Origin of the sequence: Bavariicoccus seileri WCC 4188 (assembly GCF_000421665.1) — a bacterium.
GTDB classification, from domain to species: Bacteria; Bacillota; Bacilli; order Lactobacillales; family Aerococcaceae; genus Bavariicoccus; species Bavariicoccus seileri.
Window position 1 is genome coordinate 1 of the sequence record NZ_ATXL01000049.1, and the last position, 14,552, is coordinate 14,552.

Sequence of the window (14,552 nt, forward strand, 5' to 3'; positions counted from 1 at the left end):
GAAAGAAATAGAACCTTGGATACATCACAGAATCAGACAGCTTATTCTCAAAAGATGGAAACTACCAAAAACAAAAATAACGAAGTTATTAAAATATGGATTAAATTTAGATAGTGCCAAAAGAATCGGTTATTCCAGAAAGAAATACTGGAGATTATCTAAATCACCAGAGGTTCACTGGGCCCTTACAAACGAAAGACTCCACCACTGGGGCTTAGTATCCCTAAGCGAAATGGTAGAGTCTGCTTACGCAAGATATTGAACCGCCGTATACGGATCCGTACGTACGGTGGTGTGAGAGGTCGGAGCCGTGAGGCTCCTCCTACTCGATTTGACCAGCTTGTAACAAAAATAAAGTAAGCGATTACCACAATATATCACGATCCTCATGAATGTTTTAGTACATTTCTGAAAATGTTAATGCTATACTATGGAAGTAATATCACATGAAATTCTAATAAACTTAACAAAGTGAGGATGGATCAAACGTGTCAAAAGCTTACTATATGAATGAAAACAATGTTCTGATCAATTATAGTCACCATTATATGAAAGATGAAATCAGCTTAGTTAATAGTGTCGAGTTATGGCACGTTGTCGATGCGTATCTCAGAGAAGTAGCTGAAAAGGGAGAACTCGTCAATCAATATTTATTTGATAATGAAAGTTTTGATGAAGCAACTAATCGTTATATCAAAGCCTTAAAAAGTATTTTAATGAATGAAACATATCCTGAGGCTGATGAGTTATTGAGTGATAAAAAACGGTTTACGTGTAGTATTGAAGATCTGTACTTGTTCTTTAGACGTAAAACTAAAATAGCATTTATTGAAACTCGCGGAAATGACGTCTCTGGCAATTCTTTCATGCAAATCGATAATGCGTTTAATGAACTGATTTTACGCTTTTATCGCCATATACAAGAAGGGTTACAAGGGTATAAGAATAATGTCTATCGGCAGTTAAACCCTGCTAGTAATGCCTGTGCAGTGACTCGTCAAATTGCGTGGCATCATGGTGAAAAGTATGCTCCTTTAAAGGACATTCCTTTTATTACGACGATTATGTTACGGTCACCACTGATTTTACGGCCATTCACCAATAAACGGGAAGGTTTTTTTGAAGAGATGGATTATAACCCCATCCGAGACTTCAAAGAAGATACGGATAACTGGTACTGTTACCCTGCAAAAATTGGGGAGAGTCTAGCTTATATTTACTTCCACCAAGATTTTGTCGCCAATGGTATTTCGCTGGCAAACTTATTTGAAATGGCGCGTCCTAGTGAAATTGAGAATCAAAAACCTGACTTGATTTGTCTTTTTGGTGAGCATACACCGGAAGAAGGAAATAAGTTCTTTTATGATGAAGAGAATGACATTTATGTTGGTCAAGTATCTTATCGTCGTAAGATTGAATATTTTGGATATATGAAGAAAATGTGTTTGACGCTTCATAACTTATCGATGTTAGCTAAGAAACGGATTCCAATTCATGGCGCCATGGTTCAAATCAACTTAAAAGATGGGCGTCAAAAGAAAGTAGCCTTTATGGGCGATAGTGGTGCAGGGAAGTCAGAAACGATTGAAGCACTGCAATCTGTTTCAAGAGGGTTAATCACGAGTATGGATGTTATTTTTGATGACATGGGGTCTTTTGCGATCGATGGCAATCGTGTCTATGCCCAAGGAACTGAAATTGGAGCGTTCATTCGGTTAGATGATTTGGAAGTTGGTACAGCTTACCGTGATATGGATCGCTCAATCTTCATGAATCCTGAGTCAAGTAATGCCCGTGTGATTGTGCCTGCTTCTAGTTATGATTTAGTGGTTGAACCACATGATATTGATATGTTCTTATATGCCAACAACTATGATGATAAAGTTGGGATTAGAGAGTTCGAGACGCCTGAACAAGCTGAACCAATCTTTGTCGAAGGTAAACGGAAAGCGTTGGGAACAACAGATGAGTCAGGGATCAGCACAACTTTCTTTGCGAATCCATTTGGCCCACAACAACGTCAAGCAGAATCTAAGCCATTGATAGATGCGACCTTTAAAGCATTGTTTAAACAAGGCACTTATGTGGGTGAAATTTATACGCGTTTGGGGTATGACAAATCACCAGAAGCAATCCATGAGTCCGCACGACAATTGTTGGATCACTTGATTAATGAAGAATAAGTAAAAACCAGCCAACGCGGTTTAAGACTAGCCGTGAGTGCCGTTTCGTCGTTCAGATGTACCTCCTAATGGGGGTACTTTTTTTGTGGGCTTTTTTGAGAGCAGACCATTGTTTTGTAAAGGAATAGTAAATAGTTCATCAATCATTCATATCTTAAATGACTAAAAAACGAGAGTGATGCCTGAAAAGCGTTACTAGTTATGATGACTTCGAGATAATCGGATAATAAAAATAGTAGCACTCGATCTAATCCATTTACATAATTTACAAGAAAAGTTCAACGGAGTTTAATAGTCAATCACTACAATGAAGTTAGTAGGAAAAGGGTTAAACAAAAATAACAAAAAAATATCTGGGAGGAAATATGAAAAATATTTTAAGATTTGGGGCACTCGCACTAAGTGCAGTAGCTTTGATGGGATGTTCTAATAGTTCGACAGCTGAAGGTTCTAAAACGGATGACAGTAGTGAGCCAGTCACAATTGAATATTGGCATGTTAATGCTGATACTCAAGGAGGAAAAACGGTTGAAGAGTTAGTCAATGATTACAATGCTTCTCAAGATAAGGTAAAGGTAGTAGCCAAATATAATCCTGATATGTACAAAGGATTGATGCAAAATCTTCAAGCATCAGTGGCATCAAACTCAGTTCCAGATGTTGTTCAGGTTGGTTGGGCATTTAAGGATTATTTTTCACAAAACTTTGCTTACACAGATCCCGAAGAGTTGGTTAAAGAAGTCGATCCAGACAATGCTGATTACTTTAAGGATAATTTTCTTAGTAATATCATGGATTTAGCTAAACAAGACGGAAAGTATATCGGGATACCTTATTCAATCAGTAACCCAGTGCTTTATTTAAATACTGACCTTCTTAAAGAAGCAGGTCTTTCAGAAGATGGGCCAAAAACCTGGGAAGATTTAGCAACTTATGCGAAGACGGTCAAAGACAAAACAGGTAAATACGGATTTTACTTACAAGAACCAGCGGATAATTGGGCGACTCAAGCCTTGTTAGAGAGTAACGGCGCTAGTATCTTGACAGATGGGAAGGCATCGTTTGACTCAGCTGAGGGGGTTGAGGCTTACAAGCTCTACCAAGATATGGTGGTGACTGATCAATCAGCTATCCATGTGCCTTGGGATCAAGGGGTTCAAAGTTTCATTGATGGAAATGTAGCGATGCTTTATACCACCATCGCACAACGGGCTAATGTTCAAGATAATTCTCAATTTAATGTTACAGCTGTTGAATCGCCACAATGGGGATCAAAGGAAATTAAGTTACCTGCTGGTGGGTGTATGTTAGCAGTCACCTCGGTGGATCCCGAGAAGAAGAAAGCCACTTGGGATTTCTTGGAATATCTTTACAGTGTTGAATCGATGGCTAAATGGACTGAAGGGACAGGATATGTGCCACCAAGAAAAGATGTTGCGGACTCAGAGGATGGGTTAAAGCAATTTTTGTCTGAAAATACAATGATGAAGCCTGCGATTGACCAAATGGACGGCATGGTGAGTTGGACGTCTTTCCCTGGAGACTCTGGGTTAGAAGCTGAACAAAAATTACTTGATATGAGAGATAAAATTTTATCTGGAGAAGACGTTGAAAAGACGTTGAAACAAACGCAAGATGAGATCAATGAGTTATTAAAGTGATCATTTTTTAAGGGTACCACTGATTTATATCGTGTGAGAAAAGCGACTGCCTCGGTGGTCGCATTCTTGTTTAAGTTGTGTGTTATTGGATTCTTTGTGTTGATTGTTTTATGACATGTCACTGGTCTATGACACCTTTGATGAGGAGAAAAAAATGAAAGAACATGCCAGTAAGTTTAGGAGTTACGCTCTATTAGCTCCCTCGTTGATTGTTTTAGCAGTATTTGTGGGGTATCCACTGATTTATACCATTTACTTAAGCTTTTTTGAATGGAATATGGTGTCTCCAGTGAAAAAATTTGTGGGGTTTGATAATTATTCCAAAATTGTTCAAGATCCCGTGTTTCAAAAAGTGGCTTGGAACTCTCTAGGATACATTTTATTGTTTATTATTTTCACCTGTGTCTTTCCTTATGTTGTCGCTTTTTTGATGGATATTGTCGTCGGAAAAGTAAGGGAATTCTATAAACCCATCTTTTTTGTGCCAGCAGTTGTCTCTTTAGTGGTGGCATCGATGGTTTTTACATGGATTTTAAACCCTGTGTCTGGACCAGTAGCGTTGGTTCTCAAAAAAATCGGGTTGACAATGCCATTTTGGTCTAATTTGGATGGCTGGGTCATTGCAGTGATTGCCATGATTACTGCTTGGAAGGTATTTGGTTATAACTTTATCGTATTATATGCTGCTATTGCAGGTATTGACCGTGAAGTGATTGAAGCAGCTAAGTTAGACCGAATTCCAACTTATAAAATACTATTGAATATCGTTGTTCCTTTAAGTAGCTCAACAGGTATTTATGTCTTTGTAATCACAATCGTTCAAGGTTTACAATACGTCTTTACACCAATCAAAATCATCACTAAGGGTGGTCCCAACAATGGGAGTGCTAATTTGATTTATTACTCCTATCAAAAGGCCTTTGAGATGTACAAAGTTGGTGAATCATCAGCAGTTTCAGTTCTGACGTTATTACTGTTTATTGTGATATTGGGTTTGACGTTCAAATTTATTGAGAAGGGGGTTTATTATGAAAACTAAAGATAAGTTGGCCACAAATGTTCTGTTTATCATAATGGTGCTTGTTATCTTATACCCTTTGTTATTTATTTTAGGGAACAGTTTTAAACCTCTTCAAGAAGCTTATCAAACGGTTCTAAACCTTATCCCATTAAATTTTACTGTTGAGAATTTCACTTATCTATTTGGAAGCATTCCGATTTTAAAAATTACTTGGAACACTTTTTTCATTGCTACAGTTGTGACTCTCTCAAAACTTTTAATATCTTTTTTTGCTGCCTATGTGCTAACGTTTCACAAATTTAAAGGGAAAAGAGCCTTATACTTTACAATCATCGGAACGATGTTTATTCCTTTTACGGTGACAATGATTCCTAATTACTTGATGATGGCTAATATCAATTTGATAGACAATTCATGGGGAGTTATTATTCCTCAAGTGGCAGATGGCATGGGTATTTTTCTACTGACACAAACGATGAGGGGGATTCCAAAAACGCTAATAGAAGCTGCGAAAGTAGACAATATTAGTGAAAAGAGGATTATGAGTCACATCGTGTTGCCGTTGACACGCCATGGAATCACCTCTACGGGTATCTGGTTTTTCATTACGAGTTGGAATGAGTATGTTTGGCCAGTCTTAATCTTAAAATCTACCGAACAATACACGCTCCCACTGGCGATGCAAAATTACATTAGTGCAGAGGGTGGTACGAATTTTACAGTAGCGATGGCTATCAGTTTGATTACGATGATCGTACCATTAAGTCTTTATATCATTTTTCAAAAGTATATTATCGGAACTTTTGTATCTTCCGGTATCAAATAGGAGACGAGTATGGGAAAAGAAATAGAAATGATCAATGTGTCCAAATCATATGGTGACACAGCTGTCTTAAATGATATTAATTTACAGATCAATGCGGGAGAACGCATCGTTTTATTAGGACCATCAGGGTCAGGGAAGTCAACACTCCTTCGCATGATTGCAGGACTTGAAGAAATTACTAAAGGCGATTTAATGTTGGACCATCAAAAAGCTAATGCCATTTCAAGTGGCGATCGTGACATTGCTATGGTATTTCAAAATTACGCTCTGTATCCTCATATGACCGTAGAAGATAATATTACGTTTGCATTGAAAGCAAACAAAGTATCAAAAACGGAAATAAAAACACGCTTGGATGAAGCACTTGATATGCTTGGCTTGACACTATTTCGTAAACGACTGCCAAAAGATTTGTCAGGTGGTCAAAGACAAAGAACAGCTTTAGCACGAGCAATTGTGAAACGAACTGACTATTTCTTATTAGACGAACCCTTGTCGAATCTGGATGTGAGATTACGTCTTGATGCCAGAAAAGAGTTGTTTAATATTCATCAAAAGTACCATCAAACCTTTGTCTACGTCACCCATGATCAGATTGAAGCAATGACCTTGGCAAATCGAATTGTCCTGTTGCATGAAGGACATATCCAAATGTTCGATACCCCCGATAATGTCTATCAAAAACCGGCTAATGTCTTCACGGCGACATTTATTGGTTCGCCTGGAATGAATACTGCGGAGGTTGGTTATAATCAAGGAAAGGTTACATTTGATGACCAAAAGATTGACTTACCAAAAGAATGGTCTGAGTATCTGGATCTTTCCGGAGCAAAACAACTTATTATAGGTATTCGTCCGGAACACTTGTCTATTTTAAAAGACTCAAATGAGTTTTCTTTATCAGGTAAAGTTGTCTATAAAGAACTTTTGGGACAAAGCCATGCGATTACCATTGAAATAGCATCACAGGAGTGGGTGGTACTGACAGAATCTGATGTCTATCATTTGGGTGAAACAGTCCAACTAGCCATCAATCCGTCAAAAATTCACTTCTTCAACGTCGATACAACACAAAACATCGGGTATCCAGCTAGTCGTCAATAAGGAGGAAAACCATGCATTTTTTACATTTATCTGATACACATATTAGAAATGACTATACGACTAATTCATTCACACGTCCCATATTTTCGGACGAATTCAATCCGACTGATTCCTTCAAGAAAACACTAGATCATATCAACCGTAATGCCAAGGAAACAGAAACTCACTATGAATTTGCCCTAATCACTGGGGATTTAGTTCATGAAGGAGATCCAACAGATTATCAATTGTTCAAGTCGATTTGGAAGGAAAAAATGGGTGACTTACCTTATTTCTTTTGTAGAGGTAATCATGATAGAAGACAAGCTTTTGCAACTGGAATGGCTGTTTCAGTGAATGAAGATGGCGACTATATTGACCAAACCTACTATCAAGGGTTAAGAATTATCACACTAGACTCTGCTCAGGATGGTGGTCACGAAGGTGTCATTTCTAAGAGACAATTAGACCAGTTAAAAGAATGGTTAGCGGAACCTGCAAAAAAAGGAACGATAGTGTTACTTCATCACCCGTTAGCTTGGGAAGAATCGGAGATTAAGACTGAAGTGCCGACGGACTTTGAGGAAACTATCGAAAATAGTGATATATTGGGTATTTTTGTGGGTCATATCCATCAAGGGTCATTGGCTTATTATGGGAATAAACTACAAACCATGGTAGAGGCAATTTCATTTGGAGTGGATGAATTTCCTAATAAATCGGTGTTTACCAATCGGACTGGCTATAATAGTTGTACGATTAGTGAGGGTCACTTGTTTATCCATTCTGTCGTGATGTCACCAAGTCAAACAGTCATTGGCGGATGCAAAAAGCCAGTAACAGAGAACATTTAAAGGTATTGAGTAGAAAAAAATATATTATGATAAGCGAAACTGTTCCAATTTTGGAGCAGTTTTTTTGTGGTATTGTAACTAATAGCGCAAACGATCATAAAATTCCAAATCCCAAAAAATGTAAGACAAAGTTCGAAGTGTGTCATACAAAAGTGGGGATGAAAGCGTGAACAGAGCCCCATTTTTGGACGTATAATACATGTGAGAGGTGAAAGAGATGAATGAACGTGCTAAAAAAATTCTAGATATACTGATTCGCCGGCCGGATTATCGAGTCAGTGATCTTGAACGTGTGCTTCATTTAACGAGAAGGCAAATCAATTATTCAATTGGTCAAATTAACGAATGGTTGAGCAATAAAAAACTTCCCGAGCTTAAACGTAATAAGGCAGGTGACTTTTTTCTACCGCAAGAAATTGTACAGATTGCTGGTGCAACACAGGTATCTGAAAATGACAAAGTTGCTTTTTTCTCGGATACCGAAAGGATCGAATTATTACTTCTTTATTTGATTATTAATGACGAGTTTATATCACTAGCTCATATTACTGATGTTTCAAGAGTGAGTAAGAATACCGCTTTATCTGATTTGAAGAATGCCGCAAAGTTTGCTGAAAGGTATTTGTTAACTATCGAATACAGTCGCTCGGATGGTTATTATATTGAAGGATCAGAGAAGCAAATAAGGATGCTCCTGAATGACACACTTCAAAAAAAGACAAGCGTTACGAATGTTAAAAGACCATTGAGTGCTTATATCACTATCCGAAAAGATGAAGTGATCCACTTTATCCGCTCTGTCGAGAAGAAAATGAATGTCAAGTACGCCGATGAATCTTTTGATTATTTAGTGGAAGTTATTTCGTATACCTTGAGTAGAATCAACTCACATAGAGTTAATGAGAAAAATTTTTTTGAGAACCAAGTGATTGAAACACCAGAGTATACCTTTGTTAGAAGATCATTAATGCCAACTTGGCAATTAAGCCAATCTGATATTGAATGGCTGACATTATTGTTTTTAACCTCAAACACTTACTTGAACAATTTTGAGGGAGAAAACGACTTAGATTTAGTTGATTTTGTCCACGAGATGGTTGATCAATTTCAACGACAAACCTTTATTCAAGTGGATGACCGCATTAAATTCGAACAAAGACTATTCAACCACTTAAGGCCAGCTTACTTTCGGATCAAATATGGCTTAAAGCTTGGCAACTTTGGGTTAAGTGGTGTCATAAGTGATAACAAACACGCAATCTTAATTCACTTGATGAAAGATCTTATTCAACCTCTTGAGCAACATTTAGGGAAAAGTTTTCCCGACAACGAGCTCGAATTGTTATCTTTTTATTTTGGACATCAGTTAAGTGAAACAAAAGAGCAAGAGGTTCCAAAAAAACGAGCTGTAATTGTGTGCACGAATGGCTTGATTGTTTCCAAAATGATGATGGCGACCTTGACTCAACTGTTTCCTGAACTACATTTTCTAGCCTCTCTCTCTGCCAGTGAGTTCATGGAATTTGAAACAGACTTTGATTTGGTGTTTACAACGATACCATTAGATACCTCTCTACCACAATACGTTGTAAAACCATTAATGGAGTATCAGGAACAAATAAATTTGAGATATAGGGTTTTAAAAGAAGTGGATATTTCGTCACTAAAAGACGTTGTCAATGAGTTGTTAGAAATAATCAACGACAATGCAGAAATTAGTAATTTGAAAGCTTTGAGAAGTAGTTTAGAGAAGTTTTTTATTAGTAACAAAGAAAATTCTAAAGCCACGGATTTTAAGATTTTACCACCACTACACAGATATCTCAAAGAGGATTATATCCAAATAGTTAATGAAAAATTAGACTGGCAGAAAGCTATCAAATTAGCATGTGCACCATTAATCCAGCAAGGTGTCATTTCAGACCAATTTGTGGATGAAGTCATTAAGCAAACTGAAGATCCGCAAAATTACAGTTTCTTGGGAAAATCGGTGGCCATTCCGCATGCCACTGCAGAGTATGGGGTGATGGGTGAAGGAATCGCTTGCCTCGTCAATAAGCAACCTATTACTTATCCAAATGGAAAAGAAGTGCATATTGTTGCACCAATTGCTGTCATAAATTTAACGCAACATCTTAGGGCAATTAACCAACTGTCAGATTTAGCCAGTGATGACGCATTAATTAAAAAAATAACGCAAATGACGAAGGTATCAGAAGTTTATAGCGTCATGCGAGATCGGAGATGAACGAGTTTATGAAAAAAGAAGATTATCCTCGTTTTACAATTATCATGAGAGGGTATACCAAAGAACAAGCAACCGAAATAGTTCGGGCAGCTAGTGACTTTGGCAAGCATTTTGCGGTTGAAGTAACACTGAACACCCCTAATGCTCTGGATATTATTAACGACTTAAATGAAAAATTTGGCAATTTGATTGCTATCGGAGCAGGGACTGTTCGAACGCTAGCAGAGGCTAAGGCAGCAGTTAGTAAAGGAGCAAAGTTTTTACTCGGTCCACACACCTTCTCGAAAGACATGATTGACTACTGTCACAGTAAAGAAGTAGTAACCATTCCGGCTGCGATGACACCGTCAGAAATCAATCAAATGTTGGTAGCAGGGGCTGATATTATCAAAATATTTCCAGCAGCAGTTGTAACACCGCGGTTCTTTAAAGATGTTCAAGCCCCATTAGGGAAGTTACCTCTTATGGCTGTTGGCGGCGTCTCAACTCTAAATGCACAAGAATATTTGGATAATGGTGCCAGTTATTTAGGGATGGGATCAAAGATGTTTGACGCAGAAGTTCTAGAAACTTTGGACCAATCTGGTTTGAAGGAAACATATCGAAAGCTAATTCAGTTGCACTAAAAGGGGATAATAGATTATGTCAGTTGAGCTTTACTTGGATGAAAAACTAGTGGTAACAGGTCTTAAGGCCACCACAAAAGAGGAAGTATTGGAAACCTTATCTCACAAATTATTTGAGGAGGGGAGTGTGAAAGAAGCGTATATCAAAGCAATTGTTGACAGAGAGAAAGAATATCCAACAGGACTTCCGTCTACACCACCAGCTATAGCTATCCCTCATGCTAATTATGATTTGGTGAACAAAACGTCTTTAGCAATCGCAACCTTAGAAACACCCGTTTTATTTAATAACATGGAAGATAAAAAGAATCACATACCAGTGCAAATTGTCATCATGATGGCTATCGGTGAACCCCATGGACAAGTCGAGATGCTTCAAAAAATCGTCAGTATTATTCAAGACGAAGCTTTTAGGCAAAAAATGTTAGAAACGACAGACCCATTGAAATTAATTGAAATGATAAAAAAATTTGTCTTATAACGAGAAAGTAGGAGAGTTCGAAATGAAAAAAATATTAGTGGCTTGTGGAAATGGTATCGCGACGTCAACTGTTGTTGCAACAAAGGTTAAAAATTATTTAGCAGAACATGGTGTGCAAGCAGAAACAACTCAAACCAAATTGATGGAAGTTCCTGGGAAAGTGTCAGGCTATGATTTATTGATTACCACTGGTCAATTTGATGGACAAACGGCTGGCGTTCCAACCGTTAAAGGGATGCCAATCTTGACTGGTATTGGTGCAGATGAAACGATGCAAAGTATTTTAGATATTGTAAAAGAATAGGAGCGTTTAAAGCCATGCAACTCATAATGAATGTATTCAAATTCTTTATCGATGCTGGGCCAACAGTGATGCTACCAGTGATTATCACAATTATTGGTCTAATTTTCGGATTAAAGATTACCAAAGCGTTTAAATCCGGATTAACGCTTGGAATTGGTTTTGCCGGTATCAAGTTGATTCTTGACTTCATGACAACAAATGTTGGGCCAGCAGCCAAAGCTATGGTTGAAAGAACAGGTGTTCAACTGGATGCGTTAGACGTTGGTTGGGGTTCTATCGCAGCCATAACATGGGCTTCTCCCATTATTGCATTACTCATTTTTGTTATTTTAATAGTAAATATTGTGCTACTGATTTTAAAGAAAACTCACACGCTTGATGTTGATATTTGGAACTATCATCACATGGCAATCGTTGGTGTGATGGTTTACTTTGTCACACATAACATCTTTTTGGGTGTCGGCTCTGCTATTGTGATGGCAGTCGTGACATTCAAAATGTCGGATTGGTCACAACCTCTCGTAGAAGACTTCTTTGGGATTCCTGGAGTATCTTTGCCAACAGTTTCAGCCTTGTCATCTTTAGTAATTGCTTGGCCGTTAAATTGGGTGCTTGATAAAATTCCCTTTATGCGTAAAGCAAAGTTCACGATTAAGGATGCTCAAAAATATTTAGGATTCTTTGGTGATTCAACTATCATGGGATTAGTCATTGGACTAGCAATCGGGTTCTTAGCTGGGTATGACATAAAGTCAGTCTTGCAATTAGGTGTTAGTATGGCAGCAGTTCTAGTTCTGATTCCTAAAATGACCTCATTATTCATGGAAGGCTTGATGCCGATTTCTGATGCAGCCCAATCATGGTCGCAAAAGAAATTCAAAGGTCGTAAGCTCTTTATCGGTTTAGATGCAGCCGTTGTAGTAGGAAACCAAGATGTTATCACAACCGCATTAATCATTATTCCATTAACGATTGCGATGGCGTTGGTATTGCCAGGAAATCGTGTGTTGCCATTTGCCGATTTAGCTGTCGTACCGTTCAGAGTTGCGATGGTTGTAGCGTTGACAAGAGGAAATCTGTTGAAAAACATCGTAATAGGTCTCGTTGTAACAGCATCACTTCTGTGGTGTGGGTCAGCGACAGCGCCTGTTTTAACCGAAATCGCTAAATCAGTTGGGATTGATCTTGGGGCAAACGCAATGTTAATTTCATCATTCGCGTCAACAGCAATGATTCAAAGCTACTTAGTCTTTATTGCCTTTACCTACAAACCACTTATTGGTATTCCAATCTTATTAGCAGTTTTTGCAGCTTCTTGGTACTATTTCGACAAAGTCAAAAAAGTTAATTTCAAAGTGACACAAAACGACTAAAAAAGGATGTTAAAAGATGATAATTGAAAAGATAAAAGTCTATAAAGTCAAACCACGTTGGATTTTCATCAAAATTACGACAGATGAAGGAATAGAAGGCTGGGGAGAAATGATCTCTGGTACTAAAACTGAAACAGTTGTATCCGGAGCTTATGAAATGGGAAACCGTATTATCGGACGTAATCCTTTCGAAATAGAACGAATCTTCCAAGAATTACATCGCTCATTCTTTAGAGGAGGTCCTATTAATGGCACGATTGTCTCGGGGATTGAAATGGCCTTATGGGATATCAAGGGAAAGGCATTAGGCGTTCCAGTGTATGAATTACTTGGTGGTGCTGCCAGAGATAAGATAAGGGTATACTCATGGATAGGTGGGGATCGCCCTGATGATGTTTTGGAACAAGCAAAAGATAGGTACAATCGAGGCTTCAAGGCTGTCAAAATGAATGCCACAGATGAGTTACATTACATCGATTCTTATGAAAAAGTTGAAGGTGTGGTAGAGCGTGTTGCGTCAATCTACAATGAATTTGGTGCAGAAATGCAAGTCGCAGTAGACTTTCACGGACGTGTCCACAAACCGATGGCGAAGGTTCTTGCGAAAGCCTTAGAACCCTATCATCCAATGTTTCTAGAAGAAGTTGTCTTGCCAGAAAATGAAGAGCATTTTAAAGAAGTAGCTAACCATGTAGCAGTTCCATTATCGACTGGTGAACGTTTGTATACAAGATGGCAATTTAAGAATATTTTCCAACAAGGCGCTATCGATATTATCCAACCAGATGTTGCCTTATGTGGTGGGATTTTAGAAACTCGTAAGATTGCTGCTATGGCAGAAGCTTATGATGTCGCTGTGGCACCACATGCCCCTTATGGACCAGTAGCATTAGCAGCAACCCTACAAGTGGATGTGTGTACGCCTAATGTCTTTATTCAAGAACAAAGTTTGGGCATTCACTACAATAAGGGCTTTGATTTGCTAGACTTTGTGAAGAACAAAGAAATTTTCCAATACAAAAATGGCTATGTCGATATTCCTAAGAAGCCAGGTCTTGGACTTGAGATGGACGAAGATAAAGTTGAAGAAATTGCTCAAGAAGGCTTAGTGTGGACGAATCCTTCTTGGAAGAACTATGATGGTACAATTGCGGAATGGTAATAAAGGCTAGAAAAGAGACAGTTTGCGAAAGTGGTGACTTAAATGGCAGAAATAGCCGTAATCATCTTTTTCCAAGTCCTATTAGCAGCCGCTTTGTATAGAAACCAGAAAAACGTGATTAAAAAAGCTGTTAAACCCCTAATAGGACAGCTTGCACTTCTTATGGTGATGGGGGCATTACTCTATTTACTATGGCCAACTACTGCTATTGAACAAATCAAGTTATGCTTATTAGTTTCTTTCATGATCCTGTTTCTATTTAGAAAGGAAGGACTTGCTGATAATAAAGTGGTGAAGTTTGGGTTTTTAAATAGTGCATATAATCAATTTTCAGATGCAACTGTGGAGTCTTTTAAAGGCAAGACGTTTGTGACGTTTAATAAATCGAGACAGAAGAATACACTATCGTTATTAGTTGATTGTCCTGAGAAAGATGTAATAGCATTTCTAGAAAAAAGAGTCAGTGTGAACAGTCAACAGCAACAGAAGTTAGGCTAAATAAGTAAAGAATGATTATGAAGCTAGGAAAAACAATGGTTTTTCTTAGCTTTTTGGTTCTAAGTCAAATAGTGTTGTTACCGTTAAATCACTTAAGGAAAACGCTTCGGCGTTTTCTTTTTTTTTTCTAAATAATCTGGCAGATATCTTGTTGAATTAAAACTCTCATCCGAAGGTGATAGAAGGTTCTAAACCCAAAAGCAATTCGTTTAATGACCTTTATTAAATTGTT

13 protein-coding genes and 1 pseudogene are annotated in these 14,552 nt (G+C 37.9%); all 14 read left to right on the forward strand.

Features of this window, described 5'->3' with window-relative positions:
* A pseudogene (locus H541_RS13530) lies at positions 1–262 on the forward strand (group II intron reverse transcriptase/maturase); the annotation flags it as partial.
* 226 nt (positions 263–488) lie between these two features.
* Positions 489–2,183, forward strand: a complete 1,695-nt coding sequence (locus tag H541_RS0109120; protein WP_022797010.1) for a phosphoenolpyruvate carboxykinase (ATP) — start codon at positions 489–491, stop codon at positions 2,181–2,183.
* Between the two features lie 365 nt (positions 2,184–2,548).
* Entirely contained in the window at positions 2,549–3,844 is a 1,296-nt protein-coding gene (locus H541_RS0109125) for an ABC transporter substrate-binding protein (RefSeq protein WP_022797011.1), read from the forward strand.
* A 154-nt stretch (positions 3,845–3,998) separates the two neighbouring features.
* Positions 3,999–4,883: a carbohydrate ABC transporter permease gene (locus H541_RS0109130; RefSeq protein WP_022797012.1), complete on the forward strand. Its 885-nt coding sequence runs from the start codon at positions 3,999–4,001 to the stop codon at positions 4,881–4,883.
* On the forward strand, positions 4,873–5,691 hold the full coding sequence (locus tag H541_RS0109135; protein WP_022797013.1) for a carbohydrate ABC transporter permease: 819 nt from the start codon (positions 4,873–4,875) through the stop codon (positions 5,689–5,691). Before H541_RS0109130 ends, H541_RS0109135 begins: the two co-directional genes overlap by 11 nt.
* 9 nt (positions 5,692–5,700) lie before the next feature.
* Complete coding sequence (locus H541_RS0109140) at positions 5,701–6,795, forward strand: ABC transporter ATP-binding protein (RefSeq protein ID WP_022797014.1); 1,095 nt, start codon at positions 5,701–5,703, stop codon at positions 6,793–6,795.
* Positions 6,796–6,806: 11 nt separating this feature from the next.
* Positions 6,807–7,628 (forward strand): metallophosphoesterase family protein, encoded by an 822-nt coding sequence (locus H541_RS0109145; RefSeq protein ID WP_022797015.1) that lies wholly within the window; start codon positions 6,807–6,809, stop codon positions 7,626–7,628.
* A gap of 217 nt (positions 7,629–7,845) precedes the next feature.
* A complete protein-coding gene (locus tag H541_RS12230) occupies positions 7,846–9,876 on the forward strand; it encodes a BglG family transcription antiterminator (protein WP_022797016.1) in 2,031 nt (676 codons plus the stop codon).
* Positions 9,877–9,884: 8 nt separating this feature from the next.
* Positions 9,885–10,502, forward strand: coding sequence for a bifunctional 4-hydroxy-2-oxoglutarate aldolase/2-dehydro-3-deoxy-phosphogluconate aldolase (locus H541_RS0109155; RefSeq protein ID WP_022797017.1), 618 nt, complete (start codon positions 9,885–9,887; stop codon positions 10,500–10,502).
* Between the two features lie 16 nt (positions 10,503–10,518).
* Complete coding sequence (locus H541_RS0109160; RefSeq protein ID WP_022797018.1) at positions 10,519–10,983, forward strand: PTS sugar transporter subunit IIA; 465 nt, start codon at positions 10,519–10,521, stop codon at positions 10,981–10,983.
* 22 nt (positions 10,984–11,005) lie between these two features.
* Positions 11,006–11,287 carry a PTS sugar transporter subunit IIB gene (locus tag H541_RS0109165; RefSeq protein WP_022797019.1) on the forward strand — a complete coding sequence of 94 codons (282 nt, stop codon included), beginning with the start codon at positions 11,006–11,008 and terminating at the stop codon, positions 11,285–11,287.
* 14 nt (positions 11,288–11,301) lie between these two features.
* Entirely contained in the window at positions 11,302–12,660 is a 1,359-nt protein-coding gene (locus tag H541_RS0109170) for a PTS galactitol transporter subunit IIC (protein ID WP_022797020.1), read from the forward strand.
* Positions 12,661–12,676: 16 nt separating this feature from the next.
* Positions 12,677–13,822 (forward strand): galactonate dehydratase, encoded by a 1,146-nt coding sequence (gene dgoD, locus H541_RS0109175; protein ID WP_022797021.1) that lies wholly within the window; start codon positions 12,677–12,679, stop codon positions 13,820–13,822.
* A gap of 42 nt (positions 13,823–13,864) precedes the next feature.
* Positions 13,865–14,320, forward strand: a complete 456-nt coding sequence (locus H541_RS0109180; RefSeq protein ID WP_022797022.1) for a hypothetical protein — start codon at positions 13,865–13,867, stop codon at positions 14,318–14,320.
* Positions 14,321–14,552 lie beyond the last annotated feature (232 nt).